The 25346-nt window shown below is 37.9% G+C and carries 17 protein-coding genes; 5 read left to right on the top strand and 12 right to left on the bottom strand.

Annotated elements, in window-relative coordinates:
- Position 1: 1 nt before the first annotated feature.
- Positions 2-112 carry an IS3 family transposase gene (locus tag CRYPD_RS03265; protein WP_138145522.1) on the top strand — a complete coding sequence of 37 codons (111 nt, stop codon included), beginning with the start codon at positions 2-4 and terminating at the stop codon, positions 110-112.
- Positions 113-177: 65 nt separating this feature from the next.
- Here the strand turns inward: CRYPD_RS03265 and CRYPD_RS03260 are convergent, their stop codons facing one another.
- The gene (locus CRYPD_RS03260) at positions 178-3222 is read right to left on the bottom strand and encodes an efflux RND transporter permease subunit (RefSeq protein WP_138146144.1); all 3045 of its coding nucleotides are present in this window, start codon (positions 3220-3222) and stop codon (positions 178-180) included.
- Positions 3223-3239: 17 nt separating this feature from the next.
- Positions 3240-5051 (bottom strand): translational GTPase TypA, encoded by a 1812-nt coding sequence (gene typA / locus CRYPD_RS03255; protein WP_138146145.1) that lies wholly within the window; start codon positions 5049-5051, stop codon positions 3240-3242.
- A 78-nt stretch (positions 5052-5129) separates the two neighbouring features.
- Here typA and rlmE point away from each other — a divergent pair, with 78 nt between their 5' ends.
- From rlmE to CRYPD_RS03235, 4 genes are read left to right on the top strand one after another with little or no spacing between them, the layout of a single operon-like run.
- Entirely contained in the window at positions 5130-5747 is a 618-nt protein-coding gene (rlmE, locus tag CRYPD_RS03250) for a 23S rRNA (uridine(2552)-2'-O)-methyltransferase RlmE (protein WP_138146143.1), read from the top strand.
- A 6-nt stretch (positions 5748-5753) separates the two neighbouring features.
- Positions 5754-6725, top strand: a complete 972-nt coding sequence (locus CRYPD_RS03245) for a polyprenyl synthetase family protein (RefSeq protein ID WP_138146142.1) — start codon at positions 5754-5756, stop codon at positions 6723-6725.
- Position 6726: 1 nt separating this feature from the next.
- On the top strand, positions 6727-8772 hold the full coding sequence (gene dinG / locus CRYPD_RS03240) for an ATP-dependent DNA helicase DinG (RefSeq protein ID WP_138146141.1): 2046 nt from the start codon (positions 6727-6729) through the stop codon (positions 8770-8772).
- Positions 8773-8828: 56 nt separating this feature from the next.
- A complete protein-coding gene (locus tag CRYPD_RS03235) occupies positions 8829-9470 on the top strand; it encodes a transposase (RefSeq protein WP_138146140.1) in 642 nt (213 codons plus the stop codon).
- Positions 9471-9497: 27 nt separating this feature from the next.
- Here CRYPD_RS03235 and CRYPD_RS03230 read toward each other — a convergent pair whose 3' ends face one another.
- The 10 genes from CRYPD_RS03230 to CRYPD_RS03190 form a co-directional block, all read right to left on the bottom strand.
- Entirely contained in the window at positions 9498-10292 is a 795-nt protein-coding gene (locus CRYPD_RS03230) for a DUF2927 domain-containing protein (protein WP_138146139.1), read from the bottom strand.
- The gene (locus tag CRYPD_RS03225) at positions 10293-11462 is read right to left on the bottom strand and encodes a beta-barrel domain-containing protein (protein ID WP_138146138.1); all 1170 of its coding nucleotides are present in this window, start codon (positions 11460-11462) and stop codon (positions 10293-10295) included. It abuts the gene before it with no gap.
- A 29-nt stretch (positions 11463-11491) separates the two neighbouring features.
- Positions 11492-13597 carry an ATP-binding cassette domain-containing protein gene (locus CRYPD_RS03220; RefSeq protein WP_138146137.1) on the bottom strand — a complete coding sequence of 702 codons (2106 nt, stop codon included), beginning with the start codon at positions 13595-13597 and terminating at the stop codon, positions 11492-11494.
- A gap of 29 nt (positions 13598-13626) precedes the next feature.
- The gene (locus CRYPD_RS03215; RefSeq protein ID WP_138146136.1) at positions 13627-15192 is read right to left on the bottom strand and encodes a TolC family protein; all 1566 of its coding nucleotides are present in this window, start codon (positions 15190-15192) and stop codon (positions 13627-13629) included.
- 2 nt (positions 15193-15194) lie between these two features.
- Positions 15195-19193, bottom strand: coding sequence for a SwmB domain-containing protein (locus tag CRYPD_RS03210; RefSeq protein WP_138146135.1), 3999 nt, complete (start codon positions 19191-19193; stop codon positions 15195-15197).
- Between the two features lie 115 nt (positions 19194-19308).
- Positions 19309-19467 carry a hypothetical protein gene (locus CRYPD_RS07890; RefSeq protein WP_171004297.1) on the bottom strand — a complete coding sequence of 53 codons (159 nt, stop codon included), beginning with the start codon at positions 19465-19467 and terminating at the stop codon, positions 19309-19311.
- A gap of 113 nt (positions 19468-19580) precedes the next feature.
- Positions 19581-21029 (bottom strand): TrkH family potassium uptake protein, encoded by a 1449-nt coding sequence (locus tag CRYPD_RS03205; protein WP_138146134.1) that lies wholly within the window; start codon positions 21027-21029, stop codon positions 19581-19583.
- 64 nt (positions 21030-21093) lie between these two features.
- Entirely contained in the window at positions 21094-22467 is a 1374-nt protein-coding gene (gene trkA, locus CRYPD_RS03200) for a Trk system potassium transporter TrkA (RefSeq protein ID WP_138146133.1), read from the bottom strand.
- Between the two features lie 6 nt (positions 22468-22473).
- The gene (locus CRYPD_RS03195; protein WP_138146132.1) at positions 22474-23034 is read right to left on the bottom strand and encodes a response regulator; all 561 of its coding nucleotides are present in this window, start codon (positions 23032-23034) and stop codon (positions 22474-22476) included.
- Positions 23031-25202 (bottom strand): sensor histidine kinase, encoded by a 2172-nt coding sequence (locus CRYPD_RS03190; RefSeq protein WP_138146131.1) that lies wholly within the window; start codon positions 25200-25202, stop codon positions 23031-23033. The genes CRYPD_RS03195 and CRYPD_RS03190 overlap by 4 nt, the downstream gene beginning before the upstream one ends.
- Between the last annotated feature and the right edge of the window lie 144 nt (positions 25203-25346).

Genomic DNA, 25346 nt, shown 5'->3' with positions numbered 1-25346 from the left:
AGTGGAAAATGTAGAGAGTTATATTTATTTTTACAATTACAAAAGGATTCATTCAGCTATTGGGTATTTAACCCCAGCAGAAAAGATGGCTGAATTGAAAAAAGTGGCTTGAAATGTGTCCAAGTTGATTAGATCATTACAGGCCTTTGCATAAATATGGGTAACTAGCAAAAGTCTCTATTTTTTGCTAAATTTAGCTATCCAATTCACAAATTGATAATTCATTAAATAAAGGCACGGCAATAAAATAAGCGTCATCACTGTGCCGAATAACAAGCCATAGCCCAACGATAATGCCATTGGTTTCAAAATAAAATCTGTGCCGCCAATACCGTAAGCCAAAGGGATAATGCCTGCCAAAGTGGTTAAACTGGTGAGTATTACTGCACGCAAACGGTCTTTTGCACCTTGAACAATCCATTCAAGTGCTGGCGTGGTGGCAGATAATTTCTGTTTCAAATAATTCAAATGGGTAACCATCACTAAAGAATCATTCACAATTACACCAACCAACGCCAAAGTGCCTAGCAACGCAAAGAAACTCAGTGGCTCACCGTGTAAAAAGAACGCCCAAATAACACCAATGACCGAGAAAGGAATGGCACTAAGCACCAATAACGGCTGAGTATAAGAATCAAATAACAAAATTAACAAAAAGAAAATGATAAGAACAGCCATAACAAATGCTTTTAAGAAACTTTGCATTGATTTTTTCGTTTCTTTTGCACCTCCTTCACTCAAAACTCGAACAGCAGGATATAAATTATCAGCGTCAAATGACTTAAGAACTTGCTTAATAACCACGGATGTGCTGGCAATTTCATCGTTAATGCTAGCACTGATTTTTACTGATCGTTGCCCATCAAAATGGTTAAAATCAGGTTCACCAACAATATGACGAATACTGGAAAATTGTTTGAGTGGCACAGGTCTAGACTGGCGGTTACTAATTTTAAGTTCACTAATAACTGCTTCTGATTGCTTAGATTCACCCAAATAAACCCTAAAATCTACATCGGTATCGCCATAGCGAATATCCGTCACATTAATACCACTAAAAGCGGCTTTCAAATAACGATTAACTGTAACAAAATCCACATTTAGCCTTGCCATTTTTTCAAAATCCAACACCACTTCAATGCGTGATTTACTCGGATCATCGTCTCTATCAATATTATCCACACCCTCTATTTGGCTAAGAATCTCAGCCAAAGCGTTTGCGGCAGTTTGGCGTTGATCGTCATTACTACTAACCAACTGAATTTCAATATCTTCCCCTTGTGGTGGACCAGGGCGACGCACTGAAAAAGTGAGTTTTTCAGCTTCAACAATCTCTGTGGTGCGTGCTTTCAAGCGTTGAAGTTGCGTCTTAACCTGAGTTTTTCGCTCACTACTAGGCACCAAAGCAATATTAAATTGTGCCACATGAGAAAACGATTGACCAATATTATTGGTTAAAGAATCCAAGTCTACACCCACCACATCTTTAATTAATGTCTCAACTTTATGACTCACACTTGCAGTATGTTGCAACGAACTACCCGGTGGCATTTTAAGTTTTGCAGTAATAACATCAGCGCCTATTGCTGGAAACAAAGTAAGGCGCATTTGTGTTGCAGCAAAAAAAATCGATGCACCTAATAACGCAAGAAACCCTATCACTATTAAATAGCGCATTCTTAAAACCTGCTTAAGCACCCTTTCAAACCAGTTTTCAATCGCATTAAACCAATTTTTCTTTTGAGATTTTTCATTCAAACCAGCAAGGTGTGCAGGCAAGGCAATCGTTACTTCTAAAAAAGACAAAGTTAAAGCAAAAATTACCACCAATGGAATGACATAAATAAACTTACCCATTGTCCCTTCCATTAAAAACATTGATGAAAATGCCAAAACCGTAGTCAATATGGTGGTAATCACTGGCATAATAACCCGCTTAAAACCTTTCACAGCAGAGTGATATTTATCTGTGCCTATTTGTTTGTAATGATGAATGCTCTCTGCCACAATAATAGAATCATCCACCACAATACCCAGCACCAATATCATTGCTGCTAATGATATTAAATTAATCGTTTCACCCGCCATCCCTAATAACGCCACCGAACCCAGTAATGACACAGGCAAACTCACTGCAACCCAAAATGCCGTTTTTAGCGACAAGAATACCCCCAATACCAACAATACCAATAGCAATCCAATCATGCCGTTGTTGGTCACAATTTCGAGTCGATTACGCACATATTTAGACAAGTCAGAGGAATAAAAAATACGCACTTGTGGGTATTTTTTCGCTTGCAATGCGTGTAGTTTTTCCTTGATTAAATCAACTGTAGTAATAATATCAGCATGCGCTTGTTTGCGAATTTTTAAAATAAAACCTTTGGTGGCGTTAACACGCACAATTGATTTTTCCTCAACATTGCCGTCACTAATGGTGGCAATATCCTTTAACCGCACCACTGGACCGTCAAAACTTGATTTTATAATCACATCCCCTACCGCCTGTGCTTGATCAAATTGTGCTAGCACTACAATGGTTTTCTCATTCTTAATGCCATTATTACTACCAACGGTATAACGCTGATTGCGCTTTTGAATCGCACTCATAACTTGCGGCAAGGACAATTTATATTGATACAGTTTGTCGGTGTCAATCCGTATTTGAATTTCACGGTCTAAATACCCCTCTTTGGACACCTCAGAAACGCCATCAACTAGTGCCAACTCATCAGCAATCTCATCAATTTTATTACGCAATTGGGCAAAAGATAGGCTGTTACTACTGATATTAACTTTTAGAATGCTTTGTAATGAACTTTTCATATCCACCACTTCAGGTAAATTCACCACCTCATCTGGTAGTGATTTAATTCGGTCAACCGCATTTTGAATGTCTTGTTTTAATGCACTAACATCATCTACATCAGGCGATAGTGTTACCAAAATAACAGAAGACCCTTGGCGAGAAATAGAACTAAATTTTTCAATCCCTATTACACTGCTTAATTCATCCTCAATCGGATTGGTAATATTTTGCTCAACATCTTCAGGGGAGGCACCCGGATAACCAGTAACAATGGTTACCAATTCAAAATCAATTGTTGGAAACTGGTCTCTTTGAATATTATTAAACGCCAATAAGCCAATCGCAATAATGCTTACCGTAAAAACCAGTGCCAGTTTTTTTTGCTTAACAAAGAAATTAAAAAAACTGTCCATTAGGTTAGGCAGATTAATTATTTACTACGCGCTCTTTTGCGTTCCGTTTCACCTAATAAACGCTTACGAATACGAATGTTATTTGGTGTTACTTCCACCAATTCATCATCATCAATAAATTCTAGTGCTTGCTCAAGATCGAGTTTAATCGCTGGTGTGAGTGATACCGCCTCATCCGTACCAGAGGCACGAACATTGGTAAGTTGCTTACCCTTCATTACATTGATAACCAAATCTTTATCTCGGGTATGAATGCCGACTACCATACCTTCGTAAATATCAGTATTGTGTTCAACAAAGAATTTACCCGATTTTTGTAAATTAAAAATAGCGTATGCCACTGCTTGCCCTTGCGTCATCGAAATCAACGAGCCATTATTACGCTGACCAATCTCACCTTCTTTTCTCGGCTTATAGGCATCAAATGAAGAGTTCATTAAGCCTGTGCCTGTAGTTGCGGTTAAGAATTCCGTTCTAAAGCCAATTAAACCTCGTGCAGGGATATTAAAGTCAAGCTTTACTCTACCGTTGCCATCAGGCACCATATTGGTAAGGTCACCTTTGCGCTCACCGAGTTTCTCCATCACTGTACCTTGGTGCTGAGCCTCAACATCCACACTCAAATCTTCAAACGGCTCACAAATCACCCCATCAATTTCTTTTAAAATTACCTGTGGACGACCTACTGCCAACTCAAACCCTTCACGACGCATGGTTTCAATCAATATAGATAAATGTAATTCGCCTCGTCCAGAAACAATAAACTCAGAAGGGTCATCGGTATTAGCAACCCGCAACGCCACATTGTAAATCAGCTCTTTGTCTAGACGGTCACGAATATTTCTAGAGGTAATATATTTGCCGTCCTGTCCTGCAAACGGCGAATCATTCACACGAAACGCCATTGATACTGTTGGCTCATCCACACTAAGTGGTGGCAAGGCCTCGACTGTATCCACATCACAAATAGTATCAGAAATAGAGATGCCTTCAATACCAGTAATACAAACAATATTGCCTGCTTCAGCGCTATTAGTTTCTATTTTTTCTAAGCCCATAAAGCCCATCAAGCCTGCAACTTTAGCCTTGCGTTCAACGCCATTAGCGCCCATCACTATTACTTGCTGGTTTTTCTTAATGGCACCTCGTTGAATACGCCCAATGCCAATCGCACCGATGAACGAGGAATAATCCAATGCCGTAATTTGCATTTGCAATGGCGCATCCACATCCACTTCTGGTGCCGCTACTTTTTCGACAATGGTTTCAAACATTGGTGTCATATCGCCCGAACGCACATCGTCTTCTAGCGAAGCGTAGCCATTAATACTTGAAGCGTAAATAATTGGAAAATCTAGCTGCTCATCGGTCGCACCAAGTTGGTCAAACAAATCAAACACTTGATCAATTACCCAATCAGGGCGTGCTGCATCTTTGTCAATTTTGTTAATCACTACGATGGGATTAAGCCCTTGGTCAAAGGCTTTTTTAGTCACAAAACGGGTTTGTGGCATTGGGCCTTCTTGTGCATCCACCAATAATAACACCGAATCCACCATGGACAATACCCGCTCTACTTCGCCACCAAAATCGGCGTGTCCCGGAGTGTCAACAATATTAATATGATAATCATTCCATTGAATCGCCGTATTTTTACTAGAAATGGTAATACCTCGTTCTTTTTCCAAATCGTTAGAATCCATCATCCTGTCTGTTGACTCAAAACGATCATCAAAGGTTTGTGATTGCTCTAAGAGCTTGTCAACTAGCGTGGTTTTTCCGTGGTCAACATGGGCAATAATGGCAATATTTCTAAGTTTGGTATTCATACGAAGCAGTAATAATGAAAAAGGCATTATTATCCCCTAAACCTCTTATAATATTAGCATTTATTAATGTAAGCTGGCATGGGAAAAAAGAGCAGTTCTGGACGCTGGATGAGCGAACATCTAAGCGATGAGTATGTAAAAAAAGCACAAAAAGCAGGCTATCGTTCGCGTGCAGTTTATAAATTAACTGAAGCCATTACAAAAGATAACTTTATCAAATCAGGTCACCGAGTACTTGATTTAGGTGCAGCACCCGGTGGCTGGAGTCAGGTGGCAATTAAAATGGTTGGTAAATCAGGGCAAGTCATTGCCAGTGACATCTTAAACATTGAGCCGATTGAAGGGGTGGATTTTTTGTGTGGCGACTTTACTGAATTAGAAGTTTATGAAGCGTTATTGGCACTCACACAAGGTAAAAAGGTGGATGTGGTTTTAAGCGATATGGCACCAAATATGAGTGGACAACTTTCAGTTGACATTCCAAAATCCTTATATTTATGCGAATTAGCACTGGATATGGCAATCAAAACCCTTGCACCAAATGGTTATTTCTTTATCAAAGTATTTCAAGGTGCAGGTTTTGATGCGTATGTTAAAGCCTGTCGAATGGCTTTTACCAAAGTGGTGATTCGCAAACCCAAAGCATCTCGTGCTCGTTCTAAAGAAGTATATTTATTAGCCAGTAGTTTAAAATAGCAAACTATGAAATCATTTGAAGATATTCAAAATTTAATTAAAGTTGATGTTGAAAAAACAAATCAAGCGTTAATTCAACACTTGAGTTCAGATGTGGTGCTTATCAATCAAATGAGTGGATATATCATTAACGCTGGTGGCAAGCGTTTACGCCCTTTGTTGTTGTTGTTATGTGCGCGTGCCAGCAATTATCAAGGGAATCAACATCATTTGATGGCAGTGGTAATTGAGTTAATTCACACTGCCACACTGTTGCACGATGATATTGTTGATGAATCGCATAGTCGCCGTGGCAAGGAGACTGCTAACGAAATTTGGGGCAATGCTGCCAGTGTTTTGGTGGGGGATTTTTTATACTCTCGTGCTTTTGAAATAATGGTTGAACCCAATTCAATGCGAATAATGAAAATCCTCTCTAAAGCCACTAATGAGATTGCACAAGGTGAAGTTTTACAATTGTTAAATTGCCAAAATGCTGCACTCACTGAAGCCGAATATTATCAGGTTATTGAACGCAAGACAGCCGTGCTATTTCAAGCAGCCACGCAAATTGGTGGTGTTTTATCAGAGGTAGATGTTGCACAGGAGCAAGCACTAAAAGCGTATGGCTTGCACTTGGGTAATGCCTTTCAAATTATTGATGATGTGTTGGATTACCAATCAGATATTGACACTATGGGTAAAGAAGTTGGTGATGATTTAAGCGAAGGAAAAGCCACTTTACCAATGATTTACGCACTCAAAAACACCTCACCCAAAGATAAAAAACTGCTAAAAGAGGCAATTAACAACGCAGATAATACCAAAATTAAGCAGGTTATTGATATTTTACAATCGGTAAATGCTTTTGACTACACTTACAAACAAGCAAAAAAATCAGCTGATCTTGCAAAACAATCCTTAGACTCACTGCAAGAATCTAAATACAAAGAAGCACTCATTTTGCTCTGTGATTTATCCTTGCAAAGAAAGGCGTAATATGCTCTCAGAAGAATTAAAATCTCAAATTCGTAACTCATTTATTGCATTAAAGTCGGATATGGACGGCTTTCAAGTGCGTGGATCGCAAAACAAAATGATGGCAGAAGTCTCCAAAACTTTAACAGGAGAATATGAAAATAGCAATAGAATTTTATGCGTAGAGGCACCTACTGGCACTGGTAAAACTTTTGCCTATTTGCTCAGTAGCATTCCCATCGCTAAGGCCAATAAAAAAAAATTGATTGTTTCCAGCGCCAATGTTGCCCTACAAGAGCAATTACTACTTAAAGACCTACCCGAAGCGCAAAAATATTGTTCCGTAGATTTTGAATACACGCTAGTTAAGGGGCGTTCTCGTTATGTGTGCATTCGCAATTTGATTAATTTAACTGAAGACAATGCTAGCAATAACAGTGATTTTCTGTTTAGCGAACCGCCACAAGCATATCAACTAAAACAAATGAGTGAGTTGCTAGAAGATTATTCTGCCAAACAATGGAATGGCGAGATTGACGATTTAGTGCGTATGCCTGATTCTACACTGTGGCAAAAAATTGCCTGTAATCGCTTTACTTGCACAACGAGAAGCTGTGAATTTTATGATGAATGTGCCTTTTTTAAATCTCGAAAAAAAATCTCCCACGCCGATGTCATTGTGGCTAATCATGACTTGGTGCTGGCAGATTTATCGACTGGCAATACAGTTTTACCCGATGTGGCCGATGCTATTCTTATCTTTGATGAGGCACACCATCTTAATGCTAAGGCACTATCGCACTTTTCACTAAGCACCAATATCGAATTTATCAAAAGTAGCATTCGCCAAACCCAAGGCATCAGTGAAAAAATCGCCAAACTCATCGAGCAAGAGCCTATTGAAGTTAATGTTAAGCAGGTGGATAACTACCTACAAGACCTAACTGAACTGCTAAAAATGCTATCTTTTGAAGAGGATGTGTCTTTATTTAACCAAGGGCAAGTAGACGATGGTATTGCCGAAACTAGCACACAAATCAGCATACTGATTACCCAAGTATTATCCAGATTTGTTATCTTAAAAGACACATGGACGGACTATCTACGAATTCAACCTATTGACAAAAATATCGCTGATCCACTTAATAATGCCATTGGCGAGTGTGAGCAACACTTAATCGGTATTATTGAATTATTTTCATCTTTTTTACAAACCGATGATGCGAACAAAAGTCCGCATTCTCGTTGGATTGGCAAAAATATCGCCAATAAAAAAACCAATTACAGTTTACACAGCGCACAAACAGACATTTCTACCAACCTTGATAACCTAATTTGGTCTAAAGCGGCAGGTTGCGTTTTAACCTCTGCCACCCTTTCATCACTCGGTAGTTTTGATAGACTCAATCAACAACTTGGTTTAATTAAGAATGACAACCAATATTTACGCTTGCCATCACCTTTTTCTTTTGAAAAAGTAGATTTTGTGATTGCCAAATTCAACGCTGCTCCTCAACAAGTCTATGAACACACACAAGAAGTAGCGGTGCAACTATTACAGCGCATCAATGCCAACGAAGGCTCGCTGGTTTTGTTTGCCTCAAATAAACAAATGCAAGAGGTGGCAAATTTGGTTGAAAACAAACTTGAGCCAAATTTACTGGTGCAAGGTGAATTTTCGAAAAAACTAATTTTAGAAAAACACATTAATCTGCGAAAAAAAAACCAAGGAAGTGTGATTTTTGGTTTAGACAGTTTTGCCGAAGGAGTGGATTTAAAAGGCGATAATCTTACCCATGTGATTATCGTTAAATTGCGTTTTAGCGTTCCCAACTCGCCAATTGACAAAACCCTAGCAGGATACTTAGAATCAAAAAAACGCAATCCATTTATGGAAATCTCCTTACCCGATGCATCACTCAAACTCATCCAAGCCTGTGGTAGACTCATTCGCACCGAAACCGACACTGGTAAAATCACCATTTTTGACAACCGCCTTGTAACCAAATTCTACGGCAAAAAACTGCTTGCCGCCCTACCAAACTACAATATCATTATCGAAAAATAACAATCAAGACGCCAAATTGAGACGCCGGGCTTCTCAATTTGTTATAATACACAATTATGGCACAAAGACAAAATACTATTTCGGCTAATTATTATTACCATGTATTCAATCGTGGTATTGATAGACGCATCATTTTTCAAGAAGAGGAGGATCTAAAATATTTTCTCGACAGGATGCGTGATTTTAACAACACACAAACAGTTGGCGGTATTTTTCGCCAAAACTTACCATTAAATCAAAAATTGAGAAGCCCGGCGTCTCAATTAGTAAGTGTGGTGGCTTATTGTTTGTTGCCTAATCATTTTCACTTGATACTGAAATCAAACACTAACGATGGTATTGCTAAATTTATGCAACGACTTTGTACGGGTTATGTTAAATTTTTCAATAATAAGTATCGTCGCTCTGGTGCTTTATTTCAAGGTAGGTTTAAGGCTAATCAAATTGAAGGACATGAGGCTCTACCTTTTTTATCGGTTTATATTAATCTAAATTATCGCCACCACAGAATTAACCCGCAAGAAAATTTAATTAAATCCAGTTTTTTTGGTTATTTGAATGAATACGATGATATTCTTGATATTGACGAGGTAAAGAAAATTACCAAAGAAATTGATTCTTATAAAGAGTACGCCTACCAACAATCTGATTATTTTACTGAAAATAAAGACTATATAAAAAATATGGACGAAGATTGAAATTGAGAAGCCCGGCGTCTCAATTTGTTATTCTAATTGCTTGGCAAGTCTGAGTTTTTCTGCGGTTAATATAGAGTTTTTAATCAGGTTTTGCTGTTCAAAATCAAGCAATATTTTATCAACTATAGGGCTACTTTGCTCAACACTCATACCAATCGCAAGACGCTTGTCATACAATACTTTCAGCATTAAATAATCCAAGCCTGTTAATAGGTCTAACACACTTTTGTCATTTGCCACTGATGGATTAACCCAATCGGAATCATTTGGCAAACCCATGGCTTGGGTCAGTTCCTCCACGATACAGGCAGGTAACAAGCCATAACGCATCGCATGATCAACAGGAATAATGACGGTGGCTTTAACCAATTCATAGCGTCTATGTCGAACAGACAGCAGGCAATTAGACTCGGTATCAATATTTTTTATCTTAGTCTTGGTGTATTCCTCAATGGCTTTCTTGTAGTGTGCTCGTTTGGTAAGAATAATTCTAAAATTAGGATTTTTATCACTTTTAACAATTGGCAAAGCGGTAATGTCAGATAAGTCTTTAAAGTGGTCGTCAATCATATTTTCAGCCACCTCAAATGGTGACAGAAACTCAAAATAATCAACCTTGTATTGAATGCGCTTGTTCCAACGCTTTAAATTACTCGATCCTTGACGGTATTCATTTTTATAGGCAATTTCAAAAAAGGCTTTTTTTATATATTCCTTAGATTGCCACGATATGCCTTGCCCTAAGTCAGCATGGATTGTTGGTAGAAAAATAATCAGTAAAACACTCAGCCCGAACTTAAAAAGATTAGACTTGGCAATCATTTACTTTTCGTTAAGTGCACCGCCAAATCCACGCGAAATAGGCTTGATAAGATAAGTGAATAAAGATCGCACACCGATTTTCACATCAATCGTTCCCGACATACCGAGTTTTGGCTTGATGAGTTTAGATTTCTCATTGTCCTCATGCTCAGGACCTTCAATCTTGATATTGACCTGATAAAACGCTGTTTCTCTGCCTGATGGGTCTTTTTCTAACAAAGTATCCGAGCTGATATAAGTAACAACGCCTTTCAAGCCGCCGAAAACCGTATAATCAAAAGCATCTAATTTAATGGTGGCTGGCATATCAAGTTTTAATCTGCCAATATCTACTGGCGTGATTTTTGCCTGCAAAATTACACCGCCATGAGAGGGCGATATTTCCATCAACGCTTCACCCGAACGCAAAACACCGCCCACTGTGGTTACCTTTAAATCCTTAATGACACCATCCACAGGAGAGTACACATCGGTGTATTCTAAAACACTTTGTTGTTTTTTCAATTTGTGTAAAACACTTGCCAATTCGCCTTCTAATTTTTTAACTTCGGTACTTGCCCTTTCATAATACTTATTTTCAGTATCAACTACTTTGCGCTTAAGTTCTAGCATTTTTTGCTTAACTCTTAGCACTTCTATCTGCCCAACATCGCCACTTTTTTCCAAACTTAGAGTAATCTTCCACTCTTCAACACTAATCTCTAGCGTCTCATTTAACACGGACATTTCTTGCTCTAACGAGCGTTTTTGCTGATTATAAAGTGCGGTTTGTGCTTGGATAAAATGTGGATATTTTTTTGATAACGCATCAAACGACAAAGGGGTTTTCGATAAAATAGCGGTCGTTCTTGACAGCTCTGATTTAAGATGTGCTACTTGTGATTCAATTTCATCATAGCCTGCTCTTGCACGGTCTTTTTCCAATGTTGCCAATAACTGACCTTGTTTTACCTGATCGCCTTCTTTCACAAAAAGCTCAGACAATACACCGCCATCTGCCACTTGAATAACCTGATTACTGCCGCTCGCTACAATTTTTCCTTGAGAACGCACGGTTTCATCAATATCAAATATGGTTGCCCACAGGATAAATACAAATAAACCGCCTAACAACACATACGAGACTGAAAATGAACGCTCAATCTTTAATAAAAATTTCTCTAAATTCATGATTTATTCTCTTAATTTTATGGCTTAACTTATGCTACTTGAGCTTTCGGCTGTGCTTGTGGTTTGCCAGAAAGTTGTGCAATAACATCGGCTTTCGGCCCGTCTATAATGATTTTATTTTTGTTCACTACTATTAAACGATCAACCAATTCTATCATTTCCATCTTGTGTGTTACCAATACCAATGTATCCTCAGGCTTGATAGTTTTCTTAAACATATTAATCAACAAGGCTTCTAAATTCCTATCAACCGAGGCTGTTGGCTCATCTAACAACCATATTTTTGGCTCACGCAATACCACACGAGTCAGATTTAACAATTGTTTTTGCCCACCAGACAAACCTAAGCCTCCTTCAAAAATTTCGTGCTCTAAGCCTTTTTCACTAGCAGAAATAACACTGTCTAGCAATCCAGTCATCTTTGCCACTGCCAAAATTTTCTCATCGCCCGGATCAACTAAGCCAAGAATCAAATTTTCCCTTACAGTACCTTTAAACAAACGCCCTTCTTGCTGTAAAAAACCAATATTCTCAGACAAAACAGGCTTAGAGATATGTGCCAAATCAATATCGTTCATTAAAATCCTGCCCGCATTTGGCTTATACATACCACTTAACAAACGCAAAAATGATGTCTTGCCTGAGCCAATTGGACCTAAAATACCGACCTTTTCGCCCGATTCAATGGTCATAGCTGGCAAGACTAGTGCTACTTTCTCGCCATAATTAAATTGTGTTTTCTCTTCAATTAAAAAATCAGTTTTTAAATTTTCAGGTATTACTGGCTGTTCAATACCATCATGGTCGCACTTTAATTCCCAAATCACATCTAAAGATTTAATCGCCGCCTTGGTGTTTGCCCATTGCACTAAATGTGCTGGAATTTGAGCCACAGGGGCTAGAATTCTGCCTGATAAAATAGAGCAGGCAATCAATCCACCCATGGTTAAACCACCACCGCCAATCATCATCGCACCAAAAGCCACCATTATCACAAACGAAGATTGCTGAAATAATGCCACCATATATTGAGATTGGTCAGTCATGCGTTTCATTTCTAAATCATAGCCACGACCTTCATCGGTAACATTCATCCAGTTTGAAAGCATACGCCAACCGCCTTGTCCTGATTTAATAGTCTCCGCACCCTCAACTGACTCTACCAGCATACCCACTTTAAGGTTTACTGATTCGTTAATATTATCTGCCAAATTTTCAATTTTTTTATGAAAATACAAGCCTGTTGCAGTAGCAACTATAAAAAATGCAACTGGTACGAGCGCCAATTTACCCGCAATAGCGACAATCAATAAGACATAAAATAAAACAAAGGGTACATCAACCACTAAATAAGTGGTAATAGCCGACAAGAAAGCACGCACTGATTCATAGCCACGCATTTGCGACGCCAAACTACCCACGCTTTTTGGTAATTGATCCATACGCAATGACAAAAAACGCTTGTACACATCTCTAGAAAGCCGTCTATCAATATTTTCAATCAGTCTTTCGTACAAGCCTGCACGCACTAATTTAGCAATAAAATCTAGCAGTGTCAACACCAATACACCAATAGTTAGCACCATTAGAGTTTGCGCCGCTCCTGTGGGTACAACTCTGTCATACACTTGCATGGAATAAAAAGCACTTGCCACTGCAATAATATTAATAAATACACCTGCTACAGAGGCATCAATTAGCCATTTTTTATGGATAATAATTTCATTCTTAACCATTTGAAAAATTCGACTCTTGCCAACATCGAGTTTTTTCTTCATATTGAGGGCGAATAATCCGTACTCTTCTAAATCCTCAATCACCAATTCTAACCAAGTGTGCTGCTCTTCTGAGAACCATTCGCCAATCCATTCGCCTTTGGCGTTATGACTTTTAAGCACACCCCAGCCTTGATCTTTGTCAAAAATCAACAAAGGCAATATCGAAGGATCATTGATGTTTTTTAATTTTTTAGGGGTTCGTAGTAACAACTCTGAACAAATGCCTTTCAACATTACCAACTTGGCAACTGATTCATCGTATTCATCTTCAACAACTTGTTGTAACTCTACTCGATCAAAACGAGAGCGTTGGAGTTGTGATAGACGCTGAAGACTAGTAAGTAAACTGTTTCTCATTGAGTGTCCTTAATTATATTTACCATCATTCAATTTTCACCTTTTGGCAAGAATTGAACGGAAGATTTGGCGGGTGATTTCTTACCTAGTAGCCAACTATCCATTAGTTTAATAAATTTACTAAAACTATTATCCTGTACTGTTTTGATGATTTTTTGATGTGTATCAGCATCTGCAAACCAAGTAACTTTGTCCTCTATTCTATCCCTAGGAAAGGCAAAATTAAGCACAGTATCAGCAATACTAGGTCCAGTTTGAGTTATACTTGGATGCCATAGCGCCTTATCCGAATGCTGTGTTTTTGATTTCGTATTAGAAAAGGGATTTAAAACAGTATTTATTCGCTTCACATACACAAAAAGCCGCCAATTAACAGTAGCAGTAGCAGCATAAACACCTGCTAACTGTGCTTCCAACTGCGACACTTCGCGAATAGAATTCATCACATCTTGCCATTGCTTTCTACCCGCTAAAAACTGCCGATACCACGACTTTTGCACTGCTTTTATATTCTCTAATGAAGTTAATAACAAGGCTTGCTGTCCTTTAAAAGACTCAGAAGATGCCCAATCCATCTCGATTTGTTGTGCAATTTTATTTTTTGCGTCTTGAATTTTTGACTGCGAAGATTCATAACGATGCTTAATTTGTTTGATGCTTGAAAGATTAGACAAGCCGGGACCAAAACTGCTATTTAACTCAAGAAAGATACGGTCTTGAGGGCTGCCTTTACTACTCGTAAAATCCCCCCATTGACGCTCAACTCTTAAACCAATACTTGGATAAAGCTCAGCCTTAGCTTGCCTTAATTCTGCTTGCAAAGCCCGACCTTCAGCCTTATTTTTTTTAATTTGAGGATCGATCAATAATGCTTTGCTTTTAAGTCTTTCCATACCATCATTAAATTCAATAATATAAAAATCCTTGATTAGCACTTCTGGATCAAGTCGTAAACCTAGTAATTCCTCTAAATTACGCAAAGAATTTTCATGTTGAATAATAGCAGAATTTAAACTTGCGCCTGACTGGCTAGTGCGTGAAGTGACTAACTTTAAATCACTTTTCGAAGATAAGCCTTGTTCAATACGGCGTTTTATACGCACAGTAAGTATATCATGCTCTTTTTTACTTTTTCCATAAGCCTCTTTCTTTAAATAGCTATCATACCAACTACTGTAAGCCCTAATCACTTCTAATGCCAGTTCGCGTTGCACCACTCTGGTTGCTTCACGCGCAATAGTGAGTTTTTCCCTAGAATTTGCCAGCCCTGCCTCAATTGCCCCACCTGCCCATAAAGGCTGAGAGAAACTCAGTGCTGCAGTACGCTTATCACCTCTATAATTAATATCTGATTGTGAGGCCTTAACCTGTCTGATTGAAAAACCAGGGGTAGGAAAATAACGCCACTTGGCACTGGTCACATCATCTTGAGCAGAGTCTTCTAGAAAAATACTACTCTTAATAGAAGGATGATAAGCGATTGCTTTACTGATTAAGCTGGGCAAACTAAACACACCATGGGTTTGTATTTGCGCACTGACATTCACTGCCAGAATACAAAACAAAAATGCAATAATTGTAACTTTATTACTCAAAATTATAAAACGATTAAATCACCACTGGTTAACATTGTAGACAAATCAATACCCGTTACGCCTGTTAAAGTAATTTCAATATCGGCAGTGAATACACCACTATTGCCTACTGCACCGTTGGCATCTACTTTCACAATAGTATTACCGTTGCTAACTTCGCTAATTACAAACTTAGATAGGGTAGAGCTTGAATCATAACCTGTTAATAAATCTTTAATATCCAACCTATCGCTGCCTTTAGTGAAATCAGTAATAGTGTCATTACCATCAGTTGTAGCGTTGTAATCAAAGGTGTCAATACCATCATTACCTGTCAGCGTGTCGACTCCTGAACCTCCTGTAAAAGTATCGTTAGAATTTGTACCAACTAGAATATCAACATCTTTTGTACCAATTCTTAGATTATTAACCAAATTACCTGCTATATCTTTTAGTTGATAAGTGTCAGTGCTTGGTTTAGTGTAGCTTATTTTAATAGCATCAACATCACTCACTGGATTATTAATAGAAAGATGTACTTTGTTGTCGGTAACTTCTACACGACTAACTGTATGACCTTCAATAGAAAATGCATTTTTTGCGGTGCTACTTGTTGTACTGTAACCATGCAATTTTTCACTAAAATTCAGAATAATTATACTATCATTACTTTCCACTGATTGAAGTTCGGGCGCACTATTATCTATAATCACTTTAGAACCAATTTCAGAAGTGGCTTCATTTTGAGCTTTATCAGTTTGACGAACTCTAATATCTCGTGCATCATAGGTAGTATCTTTTGTTAACTCAAAAGAGTGTTTGGTATCTCTAGAATCACTAATAGCACCTCCCTCACCATCTGTCCAGTCACTACCGCCATCCACTGAATACTTCCAAGTAGCGCCTTTTTCTATATTACTAACTTCAATAGTAGGGAAATTGGTAATATAATCTGCAGTAGAGAGACCTTTATCATATTTTAATTTAACACTGGGTGTACTAACTGCAGCGTCAACGGTAAAGTTTTTTACATCCGAAGCTTCACTGATATTGCCTGTCTGATCAACTACTTTAGTGCTTAATATATAATCTTTGCCATCAACAGAACTATCAAGATACAAAGTAGTGATTTTGTAACCTCTATCTATATCTATCTGTGTCAAAACAACGGTTGTTAATAATTTGTCACTATCCTTGGTGTTGTAATATTTTAAGGAATCTCCTTTGACTGCATCGGTAAAAGTTACTTTGATGTCTAAACTACTGTCATCAGTAATTGCATTATTAGCAACTTCACCTGTGCTATCCCCCTTATTATCAATCACACTGACAATCGTTGGCTTAGTTGGTGCAGCATTATCAATGGCAAAGGTTTGCTCGCTGATGGTTGCTAGAGAATTACCTGCTTTGTCTTGTAAGGCTTTGTCATTGTTACTTTGCGCATAAGATAATTTCAACTCAGTTGCTGTATTTATATCTGCTGTCATTACAATAGTTACCTTGTTACCACTGGTAATAACGCTTTTAACATCGCTATTAGCAACTATGTTACTGCCAATATGAATGGTAAACGAATTTTTATCAAAAGTTGGTAGTTTAACCACATCTTCGGTAAAGGTTAAAACAATATGACTCTCAAATAAATTTGTATCTTCGTTTTTAACTCTAAATATTTTTTCATCTTCACTGTCATCATATTCTACTGCTGTGTTGTCAATTATCCAAGTACTATTTTTAACTATATCATTTTCAGTATTAACATTCCCCACACTGTCGGTTTGTCTGACTTTGATATTGCCTGCAGCATATTTAGTATTTTCATTTAACTCGATTTCTACTGTACCTTTCTTGTCAGAATCATAAGCAACTGTACTTGTGAGTGTTATCCAGCCATCACCGCCATCTAAAATATATTCAACTTTGGCACCTTTTTCAATATTGCCAATTGTTATTATTTTATTATTTGTAATACCATCTACAGTGCTCATGCCTGTATCATCTTTTAATGCTAGGGTTAATTCTTCAACCTTACCATCGTAAATAATTGAATATGCATCTGATAATGCACTTTGATTGCCTACTTCATCAACTATCCTCGTTTGAAAACTATATGTCTTATTATCATCACCAGTGTCAACACTCAAAGTTGATAGTTCTACATCTTTATAGCCTCCATTAGCTCTATCAATATCAACTTGACTGAGGGTCGCATATTTTGAATGCGTGTAACCTGTGCCATCATCCACTAACACTTGAATTCTATCACCTTCTTTTGCACCCGTGTCTTTTAAAGAAATACGAATATTTGGTGTGGAATCATTGGTTGTTTCACCAGTGGTAAGGTTATTATTACTATTGGTTATTGCTTTTTCAATGATTGCTTTTACTGGTGCTGTTGTATCTAGCGTATAAGATTGCAAAGCAATCGTGCCTTTCACATTAGAAGCCACTTGCTCACTTGTGCTTATCGTATTTTCAGTAATAGCAAACTGAATAATGTGTTCACCTTCTTGCAAATCTTTATTCCACAAAATATCAGTACTGTTAGCAGTAACGGTTATTTCTTCCCAAGTTGTACCACTGTCCACACTGCCCCAAAGTTTCTCGCTACTTGTTAATGCTGTTTTAAGTATTGCAGTAATAGTTTGAGCTGTTATTTTGGTAATGAAATCGCTATCAGTATTTATGTTGTAAACTGTATCATCGGAAATATCGATATTACTAATGCTGGTTTCAAATTGATTAATATAGCTATCTGGCATATTGTCTATATTTTTACTTTGTGCTTGTTTTAAGCCAGCCAAGAAGTCTGCTTTGGTATTTTCATTCAATACACCGTTGTCATCAATTGCATCAACCAGTTCATCTAAAACTTTGTCTGTAGTTTTGGTTTTGTCACCATCACGGTCTTTAGTTTCCATACCAGAAATACCTGCCAATGCGTATCCTAACGCTTTAACATCAGCACTAGCAGAACTATCGTAAGAATCAGCATTAACTACCGCAGGTTTAGTGCTACTAATATCTACGCCTTCTACATTCAATGCTTTGCTGACAGCTGTATTAGCGGTAGCAAGATCAGCCGTTATATCATCCACATCCTTTAAGTCTGTATTACCATTGAATACCTTGCGTGTAATAATCTCAGTCAATGGATTTATCATCGCTGTAATATCCGCCTTACCATCTGCTTTAATAATCGTTTGTAACTTAGTCAAAGTTAAATCTTTTTCTTCGCCTGTACCTTCGTCAATATAGTCTTTATTGCTTCCATCAGTAACCCTAAGCAATAAATACTCACCAGCATGCTCTTTTTTAACCTTAATAGTGAACGATCCATCATCTTCAACGGTTATATCGGCCTCTAATACTGCACCATTTTTATCATAAACTTTCAATGTCAAGTCATGTCCTTTAATTACTTGCCCAAGGCTAATATCCCCTAGAATAGTAAATAAAACTGAACTGTCATCGCCACCGCCGCCACCGCCACTACCGCCACCTACAGCTGCTGCAGCCACTAAAATACCGCCGCCCCATACCCAAGGCGAGTAACCTGTATTTTGTTCTTGGTTTTGTTGTATAAAATTCGTCAAGGTATGTCCGCTATTATTCGCAGCAATCTCTTCTAGGCCTGTCGGTGCACCATAGAAATAAACCAACTCAGTGCCGTCCTCAAGTAGTTTAAATTGCCCATCAGAGACATGATACATTCCGCCATCAGAAGGCAAAGACACCATGCAACTTGATGCCGCATCCAAACAAACGCTAAAATACTCATCAAACACCACGGTAGTCTCATCATCTAGCAATAGCACCAAATCACTGCCTTGTTTTTTTGCCAAGACATTGAAATCCACTTCTAGCGAGGCATCGTGTTTTTGTAAAACTACTTGATAAGCAACGCCAGATTTGACTTTAATATACTTAGATTGCGTCTGCTGGATAACAATGTTTTGTTGCTGCAACGGCTCTGATTTGATTGTTTTAACCGTTCTAATTGCTTGTTGTCTGTCTGTCATAAATAATCCTAAATAACTCGCTCATGCTTGGTAAGCAAAAAAAACACCTTAATTCAAGTGCAAATAATGAATAAGGAAATACAAAGCCACTATTATACAGTCAATGCCCTTGATTTTAAATCTTTGTATAGAGACCTTTGCATAAATAGGGATGATTAGCAAAATTCAATTTTTGCCAGATTGGTGATTTTCTTAAACCTTGTCCTAGCAGGGCTAAGGCTGGGTTTAAAAAATTTCCAAGCGGGTGAAAAGTGGATTTTTGATGATTATTCATATTTATGCAAAGGTCTCGTATAATAACTAACTTCAGTTTTCTTCTTAGAAGAGTTGCTATGCAACACCAACCGAATTGATAGCCCTTATAATGGTTTATCTTTTTTTTTAAAATTAAAAACGCCAAAAAGCCCTATGTAGCAGTGCCATTAGAGTGAGGATTTCTAGGCGACCAAGGAGCATGGAAAAACTTAGAATCCATTTAGCGCTGTCGCTGATATCGCCATAGTTGGCGGCTACTTTGCCCAATCCTGGACCTAGGTTGTTAATACTGGCAGCAGTGGCTGAAAAACTGCTGACCTGATCAAGTCCTGTAAGCATCAGCGCAATCATAATAAAAATAAAAGCAATAACATACAAGGAAAAGAACCCCCAAACTGATATTAGGGTATTTTCAGCAACACCGCATTTGTTGAGTTTGATGTTAATCTGGGCATTCGGATGAATGAATTTTTTGATTTCCTTGGCGGCAAGTTTAAACATCAGTAACACTCTCACAACCTTGATACCACCACCCGTAGAGCCAGCGCAAGCACCCACAAAACTAGAAAAAATCAACAACACTGGTAACATAAATGTCCACGCTGAAAAATTGGTAGAGGCAAAACCTGTAGTGGTTGCCATAGAAACACTTTGAAAAATACCATATCTAAATGCTTCAAAGATGCTCTGATATTGCCCTGTGTTAATTAAATAAAGCGAAATTACCACAGTTAAAAAACTTAAAAATGCCACATAGGTTCTAAATTCTGAATCACGATAGTAATGATTAATATGATTGGGACGCCAAACAAAAAAATGTAGAGAAAAATTAATACCTGCTAAAAACATAAATACCACTGCCACAGATTCAACGGCAACAGAATCAAAATACCCAATAGAGGCATCATGTGTGGAAAAACCCCCAATTGCCACGGTGGTATAACTGTGCCCGATAGCGTCAAAAACACTCATTCCTGCTAAGTAATACCCCAGTGCACAGGCGAGGGTAAAACTGATATAAATCAACCACAAAACCTTGGCAGTTTGGGTGAGTTTTGGCATCAGCCTGTCTTTAGAAATACCGCTAGATTCAGCGTGATAAAGCTCCATGCCACCAACCCCCAGCATAGGCAAAATTGCCAACGCTAAAACAATAATACCCATGCCACCAAGCCATTGTAATTGCTGGCGATAATACAGAATTGCCTTAGGTAAATCGTCTAACCCAACAATCACAGTAGCACCTGTGGTAGTGAGCCCTGACATTGACTCAAAAAATGCATCACTAAAGGACATTTGCAAGGCATCTGAGAGTAAAAATGGGATGGTGGCAAACAGTGAAAGCACAAACCAGAAACTCACGACCACCAAAATACCCTCGCGAATTCTGAAGTCTTGTTTGGATTTCCTAAACTTAAACCACAACAACAAACCGATACTAAATGTGGCAAAAAATGCCGTTAAAAAGATGGAGTATTGTTGCTGAGCATAAATCAAATCCACCAAGATTGGCGGTAGTTGCGTTAAACTAAAAACCATTAGCAACAAGCCGATGGTTTTAAATACGATACTAAGTTGCATAAAAGTTAATAGTTAGTGGCTTTTGGAATGGTAAGTGGTAAAAATTTAACATAGGCACATAAATTTAATCAAAATAACCTTCAAACAACTCTTCCACTTGATGGATTTTACTCACATCGCTCAGCACTAAAAGCACATGGTCGCCTTCTTCAATTACCAGTGTTCTTGAGGCCATAGTAACCTTGTTGTCACGAACAATGGATGCAACCACAGCGCCTTTAGGTAATTTAATTTTTTCAATCGGTTTACCAGTTACATCAGAATGATGTTTATCCCCATGAACAATAACTTCAATAGCCTCCGCCTTGCCTTGTCGTAGAGAATGCGCCATCATAGTATCACCTTTGCGAATGTGTGACAAAATACCACTGGTGGTGATTTGGTCAGGAGAGATAACCATATCTACGCCGTCACTTTGCGTGGCTAAATCTTTATACACATTGCGCTTAACTAGGGCAATAGTTTTGTGTGCACCCAAGCGTTTTGCCAAAATTGAGACAATCACATTAATTTCATCGGAGTCGGTAAGTGCTAAGAATAAATCAGTGCTGTCAATGCCTTCCTCTGTCAACAAGTCCTGATCAGAAGCGTTACCACGCAGGACGATAGTATCTTCCAGTTCATCGGCAATTTTCTTAACACGTTGTTTATTAAGCTCAATAATGCGAACACGGTGGCTTTTTTCTAAGAATTTGGCTAGACTAAGCCCAATCAAACCACCACCTGCAATAATAATATTTTTATAAGGTCTGTCCAAGCGTCTAAACTCTTTAAGTACTTTAGAGATGCTCTTTTTCTTAGTAACAAAATACACCCTATCGCCGTCTTTAATCACGGTATCACCGTATGCTGAAATGGCTTCACCATCACGATAAATGGCAACAATACGCATATGTGTTTTAGGCAGATGTTCATGCAATTCCTTGATAGGCCGCCCTACGATAGGTGTACCTTCATAGGCTTTGGTTTCTACTAATTGCATCAGTCCGTTATCAAATTCAAAAATTTGCTCAGCACCGGGCTGCTCAACTATGCGTTTAATATAATCTGTAACCAGCACTTCTGGGGTAATAACAAAATCAATGGGAATGGCCTGATTAGAAAATAATTTATCGTGGTGCAAATACTCAGCAGTACGAATACGGGCAATCTTTTTGCCCACCTTGTAAAGCGTATGTGCCATTTGACAGGCCAACATATTACCCTCGTCAGATTTGGTCACGGCGATCACCATATCCATAGCTCTGATTTCTGCTTGTTCTAAAATATTTGGATATGAAGCTTGCCCGCAAATGGTTTTGACATCTAAATGACGGGCAATGTCGGCTAGATTAGTTGCGTCTTTGTCTACAATGGTGATTTCATTTTCAGTATCTTTACTCAGATACCGAGCGAGTGATGCACCGACTTGCCCCGCACCTAAGATTAAAATTCTCATAATATATTATTTTTTATCAACCCCTAAATCTTTTAACTTACGATACAATGTAGTTCTCTCCAATCCAGCTAACTCTGCTACTTTGGCAATATTATGCCTATTTTGAGCTAGATGATGGTCAAAATACTTCGCCTCGAAAATATTTCTAGCAGCTTTAAGTGGCAAGTCAAAATTAATACCCCTCATTTTCTGTTTATCATCATTGATTTTTTCAGACAAAAGTTTGCGTACTAACGGCAAAATATCATGCAGTGGTTTTTTTAGAAAATCAACTGCCCCTAACTTAATCGCTTTAACCACATCTTGATGCTCTGCATGACCAGACATCATCACTATTGGCATAGAAAAATTTGTGCTCATCCATTCTTCCAGCAACGACATACCATCTTGCCCCGGCATCCACACATCCATCATAATTAAATCAAACGATTGGTTTTTTACGATGGTTTTTGCCTGCTGAGCGTCAGCCGCTAAAACCACATTGTAATTTACATCTTCCAAAATGTCTTTCATCGCCTCAGCATTGATACTTTCATCGTCAATAATTAAAATATTACCAATTATCATACGCCCTCCTTTTTATATTCAAATTCAATAATGACCATTGCCCCATGTGGTTTAACATTGCTGGCAAAAATATGCCCATCGTGTTGTTCAATAATATTTTGCACAATTGCCATACCCAAGCCACTACCTTTTTCTTTGGTCGTTACATAAGGCTCAAACACACGCTCAAGTACCGACTTTTCAAAACCATCACCATTATCCTCAATACTTAGGCGAACTATACACTCATCTTTTAAATATTGGGTGGTAATATTAATAATCAAATCATCCTCTTGTTCAATCGATTCAGCGGCGTTTTTTACTAAGTTAATCAGCACTCTAGAAATGCTATTGGCATCTAAGAGTAGTTTTGGCACATCACCTGATAAATTAAATTCTATGCTGATATTTTTCTGTGCATCATACAATGCGATTGATTGGTTAATCAGTGCATTTAAATCCAATAATTTACGCTCAATTTGTGGTGTATTGGCATAATCAGCAAAGGCACTGACCATAGCATCCATTGATTTCACTTGGTCAATAATAACAGTGGTGGTTTTATCAATAATTTCCAAATCTTTGCCTTTAAGTCTGTCTAAAAATTTATTTCTTAGGCGTTGTGCAGACAACAAAATTGGTGTTAATGGGTTTTTAATTTCGTGCGCCATACGCACTGCCACCTCGCCCCAAGCCGCTTTTTTCTGTGCACGATGTAGTTTAGAAATGTCCTTAATAATAATCACATAGCCCAGCGTTTTATCGCTCACATCCAATACCGCACCTTGGCAAGACAAAATAACCAATCTGTCTGACAATGCCAATTCAATCTCTTCGCTCCATGCATTTTCACCTTGATTAAATCTGTCTTGAATGATGAAAAATAAAGGGTCAAGATAGGTATTTTTTTCAACAATACTGGCGCATAATCCACCAACAAATTGCTGCTCATTTTTAACCCCTAATATTTTGCCAATAACCGGATTAATAAATTGAATATTTTTATCTTGGTCCAATCCAATCACACCAAAGGAATATTTCAAAATAGTCTCTAAATACAAATTATGCGTACTCAGCCCTTGACGCGACTGCTGAACCTGCACAGACATCTCGTTAAATTGCTCAATCAAACGATAAATGTCTTTATTTTCTTTTTTACTATGCTCTACAACGCCATAATTGCCTTTGGCGATTTCTTTGGTAGCAAGCGAGAGGTTGTGCATCGGACGCATTAACTGGTCAATCATCCTAAACACAATCAACAACACACTGAGAATTGTCAGCAAAATAGTGGATGAAAAATCCAATAAAAAGCGCTTTTGCGTAAGCGAAGTATTGACATCGAAGGTAAGAGTGCTGGCAAAGTTATAAAACCCCCTAACTTGCCTCAAAAAACGTAGTAGATGTGGGTCTGTTGCATACACTGCGGTTAAATCCAGCGTTTTTTTGTCAAATTTTTTGTTTAAATAATGGCTAGACATTTGCACTTGAAACAACTTTGATTCTTCATCTTCAAATGCAACAACATTTTGTTGGTCTGGCAATGGCTGATTATCCTCAACCACGCAGGTCTCATTTTGGCTGATTTGTGCAATTAATTCATCTTTTTCATTTTTTAAAATCAGAGAACAAGCGTATTTTTTATCAATCAATCCTTGAACAAAAATCTGCATTTTATTTTTATAATCTTCTGTGTCTTGTTGAAAACTAGAATAGCTTTGAATTTGCTGTAAAAGCACTTTAGTGAAATCAACATAACGATCATCTCGAACGACTTGCAACCCTTGATATAAAGCGTTTACTTGGTCTAAAAATACTTTGTTAAAGTTATTATAAGTCTGCTCTGAACGAGCAACATTATCTTGCACGCTTTGAAATGAAAATAGATAAAAAGACAGCACTGGCGCAATCGTCAAGAGTGGAACAATCTTAATAAAAGACCAGGTAAATCGTGCACCAATTACGCCATTTTTGTTGTCTTTCTTAAGTTTAGAAACAGCAAAAAACACATAATAACCTGCAATCAAACAGGTAATAATATTATAAGACACCAACACCCACCACCAATCTCTAATCAGATGTGGGTTAAGCCCCATATAAGATAAACCACCTAATGAGATTAAGAAAATAATCGGCCAAATCCACTTATTTGGTGTTTTTTTAGTAGAGAAATCTTGCTTAAAAATCATTTTCTGATTATCTCATAAAAAAACCTTAATTGTTGCTAATATACAACAAATGAGGTCTTTACATAAATATGAACGACACTATTATTAAAAAAATCATACTAAATAAAGGCTTAGATAAATAGTAAGTTTTATTAGTAAAAAAAA

The organism is Bathymodiolus heckerae thiotrophic gill symbiont, assembly GCF_900180345.1.
GTDB lineage: Bacteria > Pseudomonadota > Gammaproteobacteria > PS1 > Pseudothioglobaceae > Thiodubiliella.
Note: the sequence above shows the minus strand (reverse complement) of the source record. Positions and strands in the feature narration are given on the sequence as shown.